This is a genomic window from Nocardia sp. NPDC051321 (assembly GCF_044455225.1).
GTDB lineage: Bacteria > Actinomycetota > Actinomycetes > Mycobacteriales > Mycobacteriaceae > Nocardia.
The window spans coordinates 391,967-406,250 of the sequence record NZ_JBITEM010000009.1 but is presented as its reverse complement, the minus strand read 5'-3'; the positions used below and the strand labels follow the sequence as shown (position 1 = coordinate 406,250).

General features: G+C 65.2%; 10 protein-coding genes. 2 read left to right on the top strand and 8 right to left on the bottom strand.

Annotated elements, in window-relative coordinates; all coding sequences use genetic code 11:
• Positions 1-299 precede the first annotated feature (299 nt).
• Complete coding sequence (locus ACIA8C_RS23555) at positions 300-1,289, top strand: hypothetical protein (protein ID WP_397138060.1); 990 nt, start codon at positions 300-302, stop codon at positions 1,287-1,289.
• Here the strand turns inward: ACIA8C_RS23555 and ACIA8C_RS23550 are convergent.
• From ACIA8C_RS23550 to ACIA8C_RS23535, 4 genes are read right to left on the bottom strand one after another with little or no spacing between them, the layout of a single operon-like run.
• Positions 1,278-2,288, bottom strand: a complete 1,011-nt coding sequence (locus ACIA8C_RS23550; RefSeq protein WP_397138058.1) for an ABC transporter ATP-binding protein — start codon at positions 2,286-2,288, stop codon at positions 1,278-1,280. The genes ACIA8C_RS23555 and ACIA8C_RS23550 overlap by 12 nt on opposite strands.
• Positions 2,289-3,113: a carbohydrate ABC transporter permease gene (locus ACIA8C_RS23545; RefSeq protein WP_397138056.1), complete on the bottom strand. Its 825-nt coding sequence runs from the start codon at positions 3,111-3,113 to the stop codon at positions 2,289-2,291. It abuts the gene before it with no gap.
• On the bottom strand, positions 3,113-4,024 hold the full coding sequence (locus tag ACIA8C_RS23540) for a carbohydrate ABC transporter permease (protein WP_397138054.1): 912 nt from the start codon (positions 4,022-4,024) through the stop codon (positions 3,113-3,115). The genes ACIA8C_RS23545 and ACIA8C_RS23540 overlap by 1 nt, the downstream gene beginning before the upstream one ends.
• Positions 4,017-5,402 (bottom strand): extracellular solute-binding protein, encoded by a 1,386-nt coding sequence (locus ACIA8C_RS23535; protein WP_397138052.1) that lies wholly within the window; start codon positions 5,400-5,402, stop codon positions 4,017-4,019. Before ACIA8C_RS23535 ends, ACIA8C_RS23540 begins: the two co-directional genes overlap by 8 nt.
• A 198-nt stretch (positions 5,403-5,600) precedes the next feature.
• Here ACIA8C_RS23535 and ACIA8C_RS23530 point away from each other — a divergent pair, with 198 nt between their 5' ends.
• Positions 5,601-8,618, top strand: coding sequence for an alpha-mannosidase (locus ACIA8C_RS23530; RefSeq protein WP_397138050.1), 3,018 nt, complete (start codon positions 5,601-5,603; stop codon positions 8,616-8,618).
• 30 nt (positions 8,619-8,648) lie between these two features.
• Here the strand turns inward: ACIA8C_RS23530 and ACIA8C_RS23525 are convergent, their stop codons facing one another.
• The 4 genes from ACIA8C_RS23525 to ACIA8C_RS23510 form a co-directional block, all read right to left on the bottom strand.
• Entirely contained in the window at positions 8,649-10,094 is a 1,446-nt protein-coding gene (locus tag ACIA8C_RS23525) for an ATP-binding protein (protein ID WP_397138048.1), read from the bottom strand.
• A gap of 148 nt (positions 10,095-10,242) precedes the next feature.
• Positions 10,243-11,631 (bottom strand): cytochrome P450, encoded by a 1,389-nt coding sequence (locus ACIA8C_RS23520; RefSeq protein ID WP_397138046.1) that lies wholly within the window; start codon positions 11,629-11,631, stop codon positions 10,243-10,245.
• On the bottom strand, positions 11,628-12,704 hold the full coding sequence (locus ACIA8C_RS23515; RefSeq protein WP_397138044.1) for an alpha-hydroxy acid oxidase: 1,077 nt from the start codon (positions 12,702-12,704) through the stop codon (positions 11,628-11,630). The genes ACIA8C_RS23520 and ACIA8C_RS23515 overlap by 4 nt, the downstream gene beginning before the upstream one ends.
• Positions 12,701-14,269, bottom strand: coding sequence for an NAD(P)-binding domain-containing protein (locus tag ACIA8C_RS23510; RefSeq protein WP_397138042.1), 1,569 nt, complete (start codon positions 14,267-14,269; stop codon positions 12,701-12,703). Before ACIA8C_RS23510 ends, ACIA8C_RS23515 begins: the two co-directional genes overlap by 4 nt.
• Positions 14,270-14,284 lie beyond the last annotated feature (15 nt).

The window sequence follows — 14,284 nt, the reverse complement described above, 5'->3', positions numbered from 1 at the left end:
ATTTTGGCGCGCGGCACGATAAATGATGCGCGGCAACGGGCGGTGTGGCGCCGGTGTGCGGGTGTGGATTGGGGCGGGTTATCAGCCTGATTAACAGTGATTTTCAGTGTGGCTTTATGCGGATAACGCGGGGTGGGTGAGGTGCGACATATCCGATAACAGATGCCTGAATTTACTTATTATCACTGTTGGGCGGCCGACCAGTAGCGGCTTCCTGAGCGGTGCTGTCGACCGAGGAAGGTGGCATCACGCCACCAGCTACTGGAGGACGATCCGCTTCTACGTCAGGGGAATTGACCATGCGCACGCCACGCCACCGAATCCGAGCTCACCACAGCCAGTTCAGCGGAACTGACAGCACCGCCGACCATGCGACCACCGATGCCGATCGTGGTGGTTGGGAGGTAGTCGAGGAGTCCGCCGACGACGCGATCATGCATCCGAGGTGGCCGGAGGATCCGATCCCGTCGGGCCGCTTCTTGCTGCCCGCCCATGCCGGTGGCCGCGACGCCACCGATACGGGGGAATTCCTCGGGAACCACACCGGGGAATTCGCCGAGTACCACACCGGGGAATTCGCCGAACACCACCAGCCACGACACTCGTCGCCCGCCTGCGGGGTGTCCCGAGTCCGGCACGCGCGCAGAACCGACAACGCGCCGTCGCCGACTGATCAGGTCCGAATCGACTACGGCGTTGTCTACGTCGTCGACGACAACGGTGACGTGCGGTGTGTCACGCCCGACCATCCACTGGCACAGGCCGTCTACGAGCGCACCCGGCAGTGGGGTCTGCGACCGCCGAGTCCCGCGCTCGCCGGGATCGTCTCCGCGTACTACCTGTCGGCGCTCGGTCCCGGCCTGCTCGAGGACGTCGAAGCACTCACCCCGGCGCAGCAGCGCGCCTTCGCGCGGTGGAGTGTGCACCGTGCCTTCGAACGTGCGGGCCTCGCCGACGTCGACTGGATCCGCGAAGGTCTGCTGGCCATGGACGGCAATCAGCCACCGCCGCCGCATTTCCGGAGCAGTGCAAGATTGCGCCGCCGCCTCGACAGTGACCCGCGCATATCGAAGACGGTTGTCTCCGGTGTGCCGGGCTCGAGTGCGCACATTCAGCAATATCCACCGGTGGGTGCCTACTTCTGCGTCGACCACGAAGACCCACTCGAGGCGGCTCTCGACGCGTTCCGGTACGCGGCGTGGACCTATGGCATGGGCTATCGCGACCTCATCGCCGCCGCCGAGCGTGACTTCTTCCCATGGACCCGGCAACGCTGGTTAGGCGCGTAGGAGACCTGATTCGGCGTCGTACAACAGGACTCGGCCGGGTTGGGAGACTACCCAAGCGTCGGTGCCCAAGGCGGGCTCGTCCGCCTCTGGCACCGTGACACCTACGTTGAACCCGTCGGCCGCCACCGTGACCAACGAGGTGGCGCCGAGGTGTTCGACCGTGGAGACGGTGCCGCGCAGGGCATCCGGTACGGAGGTGGCGGAGAAGGTCAGGTACTCCGGGCGGGCACCCCAGATGACGGCGGGGTCCTGGCCGACCAGCTCCCCTGGGATCAGGTTCATCGGCGTCGATCCGATGAAGTTGGCTACGAAGGTATCGGCGGGGCGGCGGAATACCGCACGGGCGGTGCCGAGTTGGCGGATCCGGCCGTTCGACATCACCGCGATGCGATCGGCCAGGGCCAGCGCTTCGGCCTGGTCGTGGGTGACGAAGACGGTGGTGACGCCGAGATCGTGTTGCAGCTTCTTCAAGAAGGTGCGGGCTTCGAGGCGTAGGCGTGCGTCGAGGTTGGACAGTGGTTCGTCGAACAGAAAAACCTTGGGGTGGCAGGCCATTGCGCGGGCCAGCGCCACTCGCTGTTGCTGGCCGCCGGAGAGTTCGGCGGGGCGGCGATCCATCAATCCCTGGAGGGACAGCTGATTTCCGGTCTCGGTGGCCTTCGCCGCCCGGGTCCGCCGATCGGTGCCGCGGACCTTCAGCGGATAGGCGATGTTGTCGACCACCGTCATGTGCGGGAACAGCGCGTAATCCTGGAAGACCATCGCAACGTCGCGCCGCCCGGGCGACAACCGCGTGACATCGTTGTCACCGATCCGAATCTGCCCGCCGGTCGGGGTTTCCAGCCCGGCGATAGTGCGCAGCAGCGTGGTTTTGCCGCACCCGGACGGCCCGAGCAGCGCGAAGAACTCACCGTCCTGAATCGTGAAGGTCAGGGCGTCAAGGGCTTTCACGTCGCCCGGGAAGACTTTCGTCAGGTCGACCAGATCGATCTGCGCCATTTAAGATTTGATCCCTCCGTGGAGCCGGAAGCCGTAGCGCCGGTTGACGAATAGATACATCAGCACCACCGGAATCGAGTACAGCAGCGAGAACGCCGAGATCGGACCGAGCTGTGCGCCGCCGCCCTCGTCGTAGAAGGTGCGCACCACCACCGCGGCAGGTTGCTTGTCCTGATCGCGCAGCAGCAGGAACGGCACCAGGTAGCTGCCCCACACATTCACCACGGTCCACACCGCGATGGTGGCCAGCCCCGGCCGGGCGATCGGCACCACGATGTCGCGCAAGATGCGCAACGGCCCGGCCCCGAACACCCGCGCCGATTCCTCATAGGACCGGGGCACCGAGTCCATGAAGTCCTTCAGAATGAAGATCGCCGCGGGCAACAACCCGCCGGAAAGCACGAGCACCACGCCGAACTCTTGGTCCAGCAGCCCGAGCTTCCAGATCATCAGGAAGATCGGCACCATCGCCGCGGTGCCGGTGACCACGCTGGACAGCAGTAAAAGCAAGTACAGCAAGGCATCTCGGCCAGGAACGCGGACGCGAGACAGTGCGTACGCCGCCAGCGCCGCACTCGAAACCACAAGCACCATGCAGAAGAAGGACAGCAGCACGGAGTTCCAGAGCGAGCCCATCGTCAGGTCGTTGTCGAACAGCGCCGAAAAGTGTTGCAAGGTAGGCTTTTCCGGTATGCGTGGCGCGTAGCCGGGGTTGGCGTCGAACGGGGCCGAGGCGAGCCACAGCATCGGCAGTGCGAAGAAACCGGTTACCACCGCGACGAAGGTGTAGAAGGCGATTCGCGAGACGATCTGTCTGGGATTCATCAGGCCCTCCGCCGCAGCAGCCGCAGGTAGAACAGCGCGAGCACCAAATTGATCAGCAGCATCAGTACCGAAGCGGCGGCGCCGTAACCCAGTGCGCCGTCGTCGATTCCCTGCCGGTACAGGAAGATCGGCAGGGTTTCGCTGCGGTGGTTCGGCTCACCCCTGGTCAACAGGTAGGGCGTGAAGTCGTTGAAGGTCCACAGGCTGATCAGCAACGTGTTCGTCAGCGTGTGCCCGCGCACGTGTGGAAACACCACGTCCCGCAGCAGCTGCGGCCCGGACGCACCGGCCAGCCGCGCCGTCTCGAGCTGCGACGGCGGCACCGTGGACAGCGCCGCCGAGTACAGCAGCATGGAAAACGCGGTGCCGCGCCAGATGTTGAACACGATGATGACGGCCAGTGGCTGGTGGATCATCCACGCGTAGCCGGGGTGATCCAGCAGCCGGTTGACGGTGCCTTCGTCGCGATCGAGCATCGTAATCCACAGCACGGCAACGACACTGGCGGGCAGAATCCAGGCGAGCAGCACCAGGCTTTCCACCACGGCGCGTACCGCACGGGCGGCGGTGCGCATCGACCAGGCCAGGGTGAAACCGAGGAAGTTCTGTCCGATGATGGCCGAGCCGAACACGAACAGCAGCGTGATCCAGGCGCTGTTGCCGAACAGCGGGTCCTGCAGCGCCTTCGCGTAATTGTCCAGTCCCACAAAGGAAACGTCCACTGAGGTGCGCCCGGACACGGTGAGGTTGGTCAGTCCGATCCACAGCAGCCACAGCGCCGGAAACACCAGGAAGGCCGCGACAAGCAGCAGTGCCGGTGTGACGAACGCGCTCGCCTTCCAACGCCCCAACCCGGCGACGTCGGTATCGGCTCGCACCTCGGCGCCAGCGGGCGGTCCGGGATCAGTCACCGGCAACCTTGTCCTTACCGACCGCCTCCGCCACCGCCTTGCCATAGGCCGCCGCGGCGTCCGTGGTGCTCTTGCCGGTGACCACATCCAGCGTGGCCTGTTGCAATGCCTTGGATACTTGCGTGTATTCCGGCAGCGCGGGCCGCAACGACGTGATCGGCAGGATCTGCTGAGACACGAAGGTCAGCATCGGATCCCCGCCCAGCGCGTCGGCGTTCACGTCCTGTCGCGCGGTGATCCGCGGCCCGCCGCCGGCGATCAACTCCTTGAACGCCTCCGGCGAATTCATGAATTGCATTAGTTCCCAAGCTAATCCGACGTTCTTGCTCTTCGGGTTGATCACCCGCCCGCCGCCGCCGGACATGCTCACGAAGTCCTGTTGACGCACCCCGGTACCGGGTGTCGCCGCGGGGATTTTCGCCCAGCCCGCCTGGGTGTCCCGCTCGGCCATCGGAAAGCTGCCGCCGGTCGGATTGAGCACGCCGCGCCAGAAGTAGTCGCTCTCCAACAGGATGCCCACCTGGCCCTTGGCGAACTTTTCGAAGCTCTTCTCCCGGCCTTTGGCGTCCTGCTGCAACTCCGCGTCGCCCAGCTTCTCGCCGTACAGCGTGCGGTAGAAGTCCAGCACCTGACGGAATTTCGCGGTATTGCCGACCCACTTGCCGTTCTCGAAGAGCGTGCTGCCGGTGCCGGCCAGCAACGGCAGAATGCCCTGGGTGGTCGTCGCTTCGCCAAAGCTGGTGCCCGCGTTCAGCTGTACCGGGGTCACCCCGGGTACCGCCTTCAGCTTCCGGCCGGCTTCCAGAACCTGGTCCCAACTAGTTGGCTGCCAATCCGCTGGCAGACCCGCCTGCGTGAACAGCTTGCGGTTGAAGAACAGCACCCGCCCGTCGGTTTCCTGCGGTATGCCGTATTGCGCGCCGTGGTAGGACGTCAACTGCTGCACGGTGTCGGGCATGTGCTGCCAGCCGTCCCACGCCTTGACCTTGTCTGCGCCGACGAGATCATCCAGCGGCTTGATCTGCTCGCCCTCGGCGAACTCGCCGACCCAGATCCCGTCCAGCGACACCACATCGGCGCCGGTGCCGGTTTTCAGGTCCTTGGCGATCCGGCTCTTGTAATCCTCGTCCGGCACACCGGTCGCCTGGAACTTCACCTTCACCGTGACACCCTTGGCTTGCTGCTGCGCCACGAATTTCGGGATGACCCAGTCTTCGATCCACTTCGCCTCGGCCGCGTTCTTCCCGCCCGCCGAGTTGATCGCGTTGGCGGTGATCGTCAACGACGTCCCGTCGCCGCCCGACCCGCAGGCCGCCACCCCGACCAAGAGCGAGCTGACGCTCACCACCGCCGCGAACATCCGCCAGTTCGATGCCATGGGTTCCTCCTGAAAGGCAAATCCATCCTCACCCCGACGTTGTCACAAGACGATGCCCACCGAAGCCCATTCCCGCGAATACGGCAGAAGACGTCCGTGCCGGAGCGAAAACGGCCGGTCTACCGGAGAATTCAGCGCGCTGCCGCAGAATGGGTGCAGTTCGTTGATCATGGCCGCGATCCGAATGGAGCCACCGCTATGCACGATGACCGTCGGTTGATCGAGGACCGCCTCGGGCGAGTACTCAACGAGCGGATCGCACCGGCGATCTACCCGGAGTCGGTGCCGCTCACCGCGGGTATCTGGGTGGCGCCGGATGAACCGGTGCCGGTCGCCGAGGGCTTGGCCGCGCCGCGGACGCCGGTGCGATCCGGCGACCGGTGGGGTGCGCCATGGGGGACGAGCTGGCTCACGGTCGAAGGGACGGTGCCTGCCGAGTGGGCGGGTAAGACCGTCGAGGCGATCATCGACATCGGTTTCGATCCGAACATGACCGGCTTCCAATGCGAGGGCCTGGTCTATCGGCCGGACGGATCGCCGGTCAAGGGCCTGCACCCGCGTAGCCAGTGGGTGCGGGTGGCGGCTCCGTCGGTCGGTGGCGAGCAGGTGCTGTTGCACGTCGAGGCGGCGTCGAACCCGGTCATTCCGTTCTTCGCGCCGACCGCGCTCGGCGACAAACTCACCGCCGGTAGCGAGCCGCAATACCGGCTCGGCCGAATGGATCTCGTGGTTTTCGACGAGCAGGTCTGGCAGCTGGTGCTGGATCTGGAGGTGCTCGGCGAGCTGATGCACGAGATGCCGGAGGATCCGGCTCGGCGCTACGACATCGTCCGGGCGATCGAGCGTGCGCTCGACGCCATCGATCTGCAGAACGTCAACGCCACCGCCGCGGCCGCACGGGCGTGTCTGGTCGATGTGCTGGCGAAACCGGCGATTCCGTCAGCGCACACGATCTCTGCGGTGGGGCACGCGCACATCGACTCGGCGTGGTTGTGGCCACTGCGCGAGACGGTGCGCAAGGTCGCTCGCACCACCGCGAACATGACCGCGCTGCTGGCCGAGGAACCCGAGTTCGTCTTCGCGATGTCGCAGGCCGCGCAATACGACTTCATCAAGCGGCATCGGCCGGAGGTCTACGAGAAGGTCAAGAAAGCGGTATCGGAGGGACGGTTCGTGCCGGCCGGCGGCATGTGGGTCGAGGCCGACACGAATATGCCGGGCTCCGAGGCGATGGCGCGCCAATTCGTGCACGGGAAACGGTTCTTCCTCGAGGAGTTCGGTGTCGAGAACGAGGAAGCCTGGCTGCCCGACACCTTCGGCTTCGCGGCCGGGCTGCCGCAGATCATCAAGGCCGCCGGATCCAAATGGCTACTGACACAGAAGATCTCCTGGAGCCAGATCAATCAGTTTCCGCACCACACCTTCCTGTGGGAGGGTGTCGACGGAACGCGAATCTTCACCCACTTTCCGCCGGTCGACACCTACAACTGCTCCATGCAGGGTCGCGAGATAGCGCACGCCGCAAGGAATTTCAAGGAGAAGGGGCGAGCGTCGATGTCGCTGGCGCCGACCGGATTCGGCGACGGCGGCGGTGGCACCACGCGGGAGATGGTCGCGAAGGCCGCCAGGATGAAGAACCTGGAAGGTTCGCCGAAGGTGGTGTGGGACAAGCCTGCCGCGTTCTTCGCCAAGGCCGAGGCCGAATATCAGAATCCGCCGGTGTGGGTGGGGGAGCTGTATCTCGAGTTGCATCGCGCCACGCTGACCAGTCAGGCGAAGACGAAGCAAGGTAATCGGCGCAGCGAGCATCTGCTGCGGGAAGCCGAGTTGTGGGCCGCGACGGCGGCGGTGCGCAAGGGCGCCGCGTATCCGTACGCCGAGCTCGATCGGATCTGGAAGACGGTGTTGCTGAACCAGTTTCATGACATCCTGCCTGGCTCGTCGATCGCGTGGGTGTATCGCGAGGCAGAGCAGACCTACGCGGAAGTTGCGGCGGAGCTGACGGCGATCATCGAGGGGGCGCAGTGGGCGCTCGGCGGTGAAGCGTTGGGGCCCAATGTCTTCAACCCGACGCCGCACACGTGGCGGTCGATCCCGGCTGGTGCGGCAGGCCCGGAGCGGTCGGAACATCCGTGTTCGGCGGTCGAGCGTACGGGTGGCGGGTTCGTCCTCGACAACGGTCTGCTGCGGGTCGAGGTGGACGCGCGTGGACTGATCGTGTCGATATTCGACGTCGAGCGGGATCGCGAGACACTGCCGCCGGATTCGGTCGCGAACCTGCTGCAGTTGCATCCGGATCTGCCGAACTCCTGGGATGCCTGGGATGTCGATCTCTTCTACCGAAACCGGGTCACCGATCTCACCGAAACGGATTCCATTGCGGCCTCGACCGATTCGGCAAGTATCCGGATCGTCCGCTCGTTCGGGTCCTCCACGGTCGAACAGACCCTGACCCTGCGCTCGGCATCCCTCGACATCGACACCAGCATCGACTGGCACGAGACCGAGAAATTCCTCAAACTCGCCTTCCCCTTGGACATCCACGCCGACCGCTACGCCTCCGAAACCCAATTCGGCCACCTCTACCGCCCCACCCACACCAACACCAGCTGGGAATACGCGAAATTCGAAGCCTGCAACCATCGCTTCGTCCACGTCGCCGAACCCGGCTGGGGCGTCGCCCTCGTCAACGACTCCACCTACGGCCACGACGTCACCCGCACCGTCCGGCCCGACGGCGGCACAACGACCACAGTTCGAGCGTCCCTACTGCGAGCCCCGCGATCCCCCGACCCGCAAACCGACCACGGCGCCCACCACTTCCGGCACTCCCTGATCCCAGGCGCGTCCATCGGCGACGCGGTACGCGCGGGCTACCGAATCAACCTGACACCACTGCGGCCAGGCGTCGCCGAAGCCGTCGAGCCTCTGTTCGCCATCGATAAAGACGCCGTGGTGACAAGCGCGGTCAAACTCGCGGACGACGGCAGCGGCGACGTCGTGCTCCGGGTGTACGAGGCACACGGCGGTAGGGCCTCGGCCCTGGTGACCGCCGGTTTCGACGCCAGCGGATTCGAAGTCTGTGATTTACTGGAACGTCCACTGCAGGAAGATGTTTCGGCGGCCGCCGAGGGCACCGGAGTTCGTTTGCGACTGCGACCTTTCCAACTCGTCACCCTCCGCTTCACCCGTTTCCCCGAACCTGTCGCAGGGTGAGTGTCCCAGCAGTCGTCATAGCGGGCAATCTCAACGCCATGCCGAGAGCACATCGGTGGCAGTCCATACCAGATCGACGGTGTCGGTCAGTGCAGTGTCGATATCGGTCAAAGACACTACGACCAATGCTGTTTCGCGTGGTTCGAAGCCTGGAACGTCGGCGACCGCGCGAGTTAGTTCGGCTAGGTCGTGGCGGTCGAAGGGGGTGCCGAGCCATTTGATGGATCCGGCGAAGATGATCCGGTTCGCGATGGGGGCGCGGTCGGCGCCGATGAGGTCTATCTCGGGGTTGAAGGTGCGGTTCCACCAGCCACCGACCGTGGTGACGTCTTTCCATGGCAGTGCTCCGGCGAGCGCGCTCAGTTCGAGTGCGTCGCGGATGAGGGGCTCGACGGCTTTGCCGCGCCACGAGGTCCAGCGCCGGGCGAACAATTTGTAGGCCGCCTCGCCTCGGCCCCGTCGAACCAGATCCTGAACCGAGCGCAGGGTGGCGAGGTAGAGCCGGAGGTTGCTGTCGGCGACCCGGTAAAGTGCCGGTTTTCCGGGTTGGACTGACAGCGGCTGGTCTACCGACAGCACGTGTTTTTCTGCCGAAAGTCGCTGCAGTAGCGGCGATAACGTCCCAGAAGGTAGTGCGCCGCTGCGGCTGCCCGCCGTGGCCGCGATGGTGGCGTGGGTGCGTTCCCCGTTGCCGATCGCTTCGAGTACGCGACGGGCTTGGTCGGGTGCGGGGAACTCGGCGAGGAGGGTGGACTCGGGCACTCCGAACAGCGGCGCGGCGGGGTCGTCGCATTCGCGTCGCACGAACTGAAGCGGTGGCAGGCCGTGCGGCCAGCTGCGTAAGATGCCTGGCAATCCGCCGGTGATCAGATGTGCGTCGACGCTCTCCGCCGCGTCGAGTCCCAGAGCGTGACCGACTTCGGCGGGATTGAGCGGCTCCAGGACAAGGTTGTCGGCTCGCCCGTAGAACGGACGGTCGTAAGCGGTGAGTCGTTCCATCATGTGGATGTCACTGCCCAGTAGTAGCAGCAGGATCGGTCGTTGCTGCAGTAATCGATCCCACGCCGTTTGCAATGCGCCATCGAAGACCGCGTCTTGTTCTGCGAGCCAGGGCAATTCGTCGATCACGACCACGGTCGGGGTATCCGCGAGCACAGTCGCGAGCACACGAAACGCATCGGGCCATCCGCCACCGATGCTTTCGGGAAGAGCGTCGGGATCAGGCGCGATCCGGGAACATTTCAACTCCGACAGAAACATCGCGAGCGATTCGGAGACCGGCATACCTTTGGTGGCGGTGAAGTACAGATAGGGCACCTGTGCCGCATCGCAGAATTCCTGAACCAGCCGCGATTTTCCCACCTGTCGGCGCCCTCTGATCGCAACAGCGGTGCCCCTGCGAGACTCCCCGACTCGCTGTAAGCGAGTCCGCAGAAGTCCCAGCTCGACGCTGCGCCCGACGAATCCCGACGTCATCAGTCCCCTCTTCGTAGGCGACATCTATGTAGATTGAATCTACGTAGATTTAATATACCTTACTGAATTGGATACAGTGTCCTCACGTCGGATCTCGGCGCGGGATCAGGCCCGAATCGCCTGATCAGCGCGGTGGCGCGGAGGAAGGTTAGTGGGGGCTCGCTACTGGGCAGGTCGGGGTCTGCTGACGATCTTGCGCTGCGAAGTAGGTTGCGCAGAGGTGTAGGTGGCGGGCCTCGAGGACCATGTAGGTGCCCAGGATGAGTTGGGTTAGGCCTCGCCAGACGTCTTCGAAGCGGTCTCTGGCGCGTAGTGCGGCCAGTGTGGCGCGTACGCGGGTTGGTGATGGTGGGTTCGTGGTGGAGAGGAGGAGGCAGGGGGCTCGGTGGGGGATGGAGCGGGTGTGGGAGACGGAGGAGCGTAGGTGGTAGCGGGCGAGGACTGTTCGGGTGACTGTCCGCATGGCGATGGGGGATAGGCGCCAGGCTGGGCAGGGGCGGTTGGCGGCTACGCCGAACGGGATGTGGTGGGTGTCTTTGGGGCGGGTGGTGGACCAGCGGTCGGGGTCGAAGCGGTCTGGGTCGGGGTGGCCGGTGCGTTCGAAGTCGGGGTAGTTGAAGCAGAGGACGGTGCCGGTGGGGATGGTGGTGCCGTCGCCGAGGTCGATGTTGTCGGTGGTGATTCGGTGGGCGATGCCGAAAAGTGGGAATTGGCGCAGGGTTTCGTCTAGGACGTGGTCCAGGTATTGCGGGTTCGGGTCGGCGAGGATGCGGTGTTGTACGTCCTGGTGTTGGGCGATTGCCAGGAGTAGGTGGGCCATGCCCTCCGACATCTGGACGACGGCGGTGTTGAAGAACGCGCCCTGCAGGTAGTGGGCCTGTTCGCGGCGGCTGAGCAAGGTGGGTAGTTGGTGGGGTATGTCGTCGGCGTCGATTCTGGTGAGCAGGTATCGGGTGAGGCGGTCGCGTCGGCGCATGTGTCGAAGGCCGGTGCATTTGAGGGAGGTGACTACGTCGTCGGCGTTGCCGACGATGAGGTCTCTGGCGGCGCGCGGACAGGGTTCGCGGAAGACCAACTCGTAGAAGAACTGTGCCCAGATCGGCATCATCAGGTCGCGTAGTCGCACCAGAGTTAGTGGGCGAGTGGGCAATTCGTCGAGTACCTGGCGGGCGCAGCGGTCGGCGAGTTGTTCGATCTCGGTGGTGGGTATGGACAATACGGCGCGGGTGGTGCGCGCCGCCTCGTCGTAGCGGGGGCCGTCCTCGAGATGCTCCTGGTGTACCTCAGGGCCGGGCGCGAGCCAGTACCAGAACAGATCCGACAGGGCCGCGCCTCGGCTGCGCCCGTTGGCCGCCCGGTGGGTGTACAGCTGCCAGAACAGATCTGGACCGCCGCGTTCGCCGGGGAGGGTGATCTCGTTGCTGCCGTTGACTTTCGCGAAGATCCACACCCGCAGTGCCACCACCGCCTGCGGCAGCCAGCGGGACACCGCCCACAGTGCGCCCGCCGCGGCAAGCATCGGGGCCGGTCTGGTCACCGCGCTGCCCCGCGCGTGGCGACCAGGCCAGCGTTCAGCTCGGACAGTTCGGCTATCCCGCACAGCGTGAGCGTGTGCTCGAACTCGGAGCGCAGGGTGTCCAGCACGCCGGTGACCCCCTTGTCGCCACCGACGGCCAAACCCCACAACACCGGCCGTCCCACACCGACCGCCGCGGCGCCAAGTGCCACCGCCAGCACTACATCTGAGCCGCACCGGACGCCGCCATCGAGGTATACCGGGATCCGACCGGCGACCGCGGCGGTGATCCCGGGCAGGGCGTCCAAGGATGCGGGCGTGCGATCCAGTTGGCGCCCACCGTGATTGGACACCACGATCGCGGCGGCTCCGTACTCCACCGCCAGCCGCGCGTCCTCGGGGTGCAGGATCCCTTTGAGCACAAGGGGGAGTTGCGATGTCTCACGAAGCCGAGATAGGTGTTCCCACGTGAAGTCGGGCGACATCGCGATCGGCCGGACCGCGTCTCCGGTCGTCCCGGGTAGACCTCGCATGTTCTCCGCGCACATACTCGCGGGCAGATCGTGAAAACCGTGGCGGTCCTCCCTGGCCCGGCGGCCGTGCACCGGGGAGTCGACGGTCACCACCAGCGCCGTGCAGCCTGCTCGCTCGGCCCGCCGGACGAGCTCCGTGGTCACCTCCGGCTCGGGTTGTAGATACAGCTGAAACCACACGCGCGCTTCGCGATCGATCTCCCGTGCGGCGGCGGTGACCTCGCTGATGGCCACCGTCCCCGCCATGCTGGCGATCAGGATGAGCCCGGCCGCCGCCACGCCCCTGGCGGTGGCTCGCTCGCCATCCGCGTGCGCCAGTTTGTGAAACGCGGTGGGCGACACGAACACCGGCATGCTGCTCGGATCGCCGAGCAGGTTCGTCGCGAGGGATCGGCCGCTGGTGTCCCGCAGCACGCGGGGCAGCAGTGCCAGCCGCCGGAAGGCCTGCTCGTTGTCGGCCAAGGTGATCTCGTCGCCCGCCCCGCCTGCGAAGTAGTCGTAGTGCACGGGATCGAGCAGTTCCCGTGCCCGCTGTTCGAGGGCGGCCAGCGACGAGGTCACGGTGTCAGCTCCGGCGACCGCAACACGGACTCGAGGAAGTCGTGCAGCGGTGCGCGGTGCACCGCTTCGTCCGTCCACTCGTTCTCGAGGTTCTCCGTGATGTGGTGTTCGGCGATTTGCCGGTCGCCGCGATATTGCCGGAGCACGGGATGCAGGTAGCGGCCGTCCAGGGCGTGCTCGGCGTCGGACTGCGCGATCCGGCGGGCGTTGATGTCGAACGGGTCGAGGTGGTCGTGGTCCTTGCCGTACTCCAGGGTGATCGCCAGGTAGGTGTCCACCTCGCCGAGGTGGCCGGCCGCGATGGCGTCCGGCACGAAATCGACCGGCATTTCCTCCCAATACCGCGCCGACCCGTCCGTGCTCAGCGTGACGACGTCGCCGAGGAAGCCGAACAACTGCCACAGCGCGGAGGTCCGGTTCACTCGCGCCAGGATCGCCTCGCCGACCGCCGCGCTGGTGCCGGCCAGGTCGCGGTACGGCCAGGTCCGTGCGTGATGACGTTGCTCCAATATTCGGTGCAATGCCCGTGTCGCGTAACGGAACCCGTGAATGAACGCGCTGGTGGATTTCTTGAAATCGCGTTCCTGCGTGATGGTGCCCGCGAAGTACAGGCCGGGCACGTTGATCGATTCCCAGGCCGAGGTCTGGGCCGGAAACCGGTCGTCGATTTTCAGCTCCGGTCGGCATTCCGGCGCGAAAATCGAAGCGTCGAAACGGAATCCGGTTGCCGCGAGTACCCGGTCGTAGCGGATGTCCTTGGTGACCTCGTTGACCCGGGCGAAGCTCACCGTCACCAGATACGACGAGTCCGGCTGCTTGGCGATGTCGACGACGTTGCCGTCCAGGACCGCGTTCTGCGATTTGAGCTGATAGGTGTCGAGGAAGTTGTTGTTGACCGCGCGCAGGTGCCCGAGAAAGTGTGTCTGCCAGGCCATTCGGATGGAGTGGGGACCAGCGACGTGGATCACGGCGGCGTGCTCGATCAGGTTGTCGGCGGTCTCGAAGGCCGAGTTGCCTTTTCCGATGATCAGCACCCGCTGGTTGGTGAACTCCGTTGGATCCACCGACATTTCGGTGTACAGCTCGGCGGTCTCGATGCCGGGAATCTCGGGGACATAGGGTTTCGAGACACCGGTCGCCACGATCAACCGGCGCGCGCGCAGCACGGTGCCGTGCTGATCGACCGCCTCGAATACGTCCGGCCTGCTGATCCGTTCGATCCTGGTGTTGTATCGAACCGACAATCCTTGTGCCGCGGCGTAATCGCCGAGATAGCGGACCAGGTCGTCGGCGGCGGGGAAGAACCGCTGCGTGTATTCCTTGAACGGGCGCCCACCCAACAGTGTGTTCCAGTCCATGCGCAGGTTCAGTTCGGGATCGTCCCAGCCGGTGTGCACCTTGTTGATGGAGATCAACTGGCGGTGCCGGGGGAATCGGCTGAAAAACGTGCCAGCGGCCGGGCCGGCCTCCACGATCAGATAGTCGCGGCTGGCCTGCTGTAGGTGGTGGCCCATCTGGAGACCGGCCGGTCCAGCGCCGATCACCAGGTAGTCGAGTTCGGACAAGGTTCCTCCAATGTC

Bases quoted from the DNA above. Each gene is read 5' to 3' on its own strand.
- ACIA8C_RS23535 (WP_397138052.1), bottom strand. From the start codon at position 5,402: ATGGCATCGAACTGGCGGATGTTCGCGGCGGTGGTGAGCGTCAGCTCG.
- ACIA8C_RS23555 (WP_397138060.1), top strand. From the start codon at position 300: ATGCGCACGCCACGCCACCGAATCCGAGCTCACCACAGCCAGTTCAGC.
- ACIA8C_RS23530 (WP_397138050.1), top strand. From the start codon at position 5,601: ATGCACGATGACCGTCGGTTGATCGAGGACCGCCTCGGGCGAGTACTC.
- ACIA8C_RS23525 (WP_397138048.1), bottom strand. From the start codon at position 10,094: ATGACGTCGGGATTCGTCGGGCGCAGCGTCGAGCTGGGACTTCTGCGG.
- ACIA8C_RS23550 (WP_397138058.1), bottom strand. From the start codon at position 2,288: ATGGCGCAGATCGATCTGGTCGACCTGACGAAAGTCTTCCCGGGCGAC.
- ACIA8C_RS23545 (WP_397138056.1), bottom strand. From the start codon at position 3,113: ATGAATCCCAGACAGATCGTCTCGCGAATCGCCTTCTACACCTTCGTC.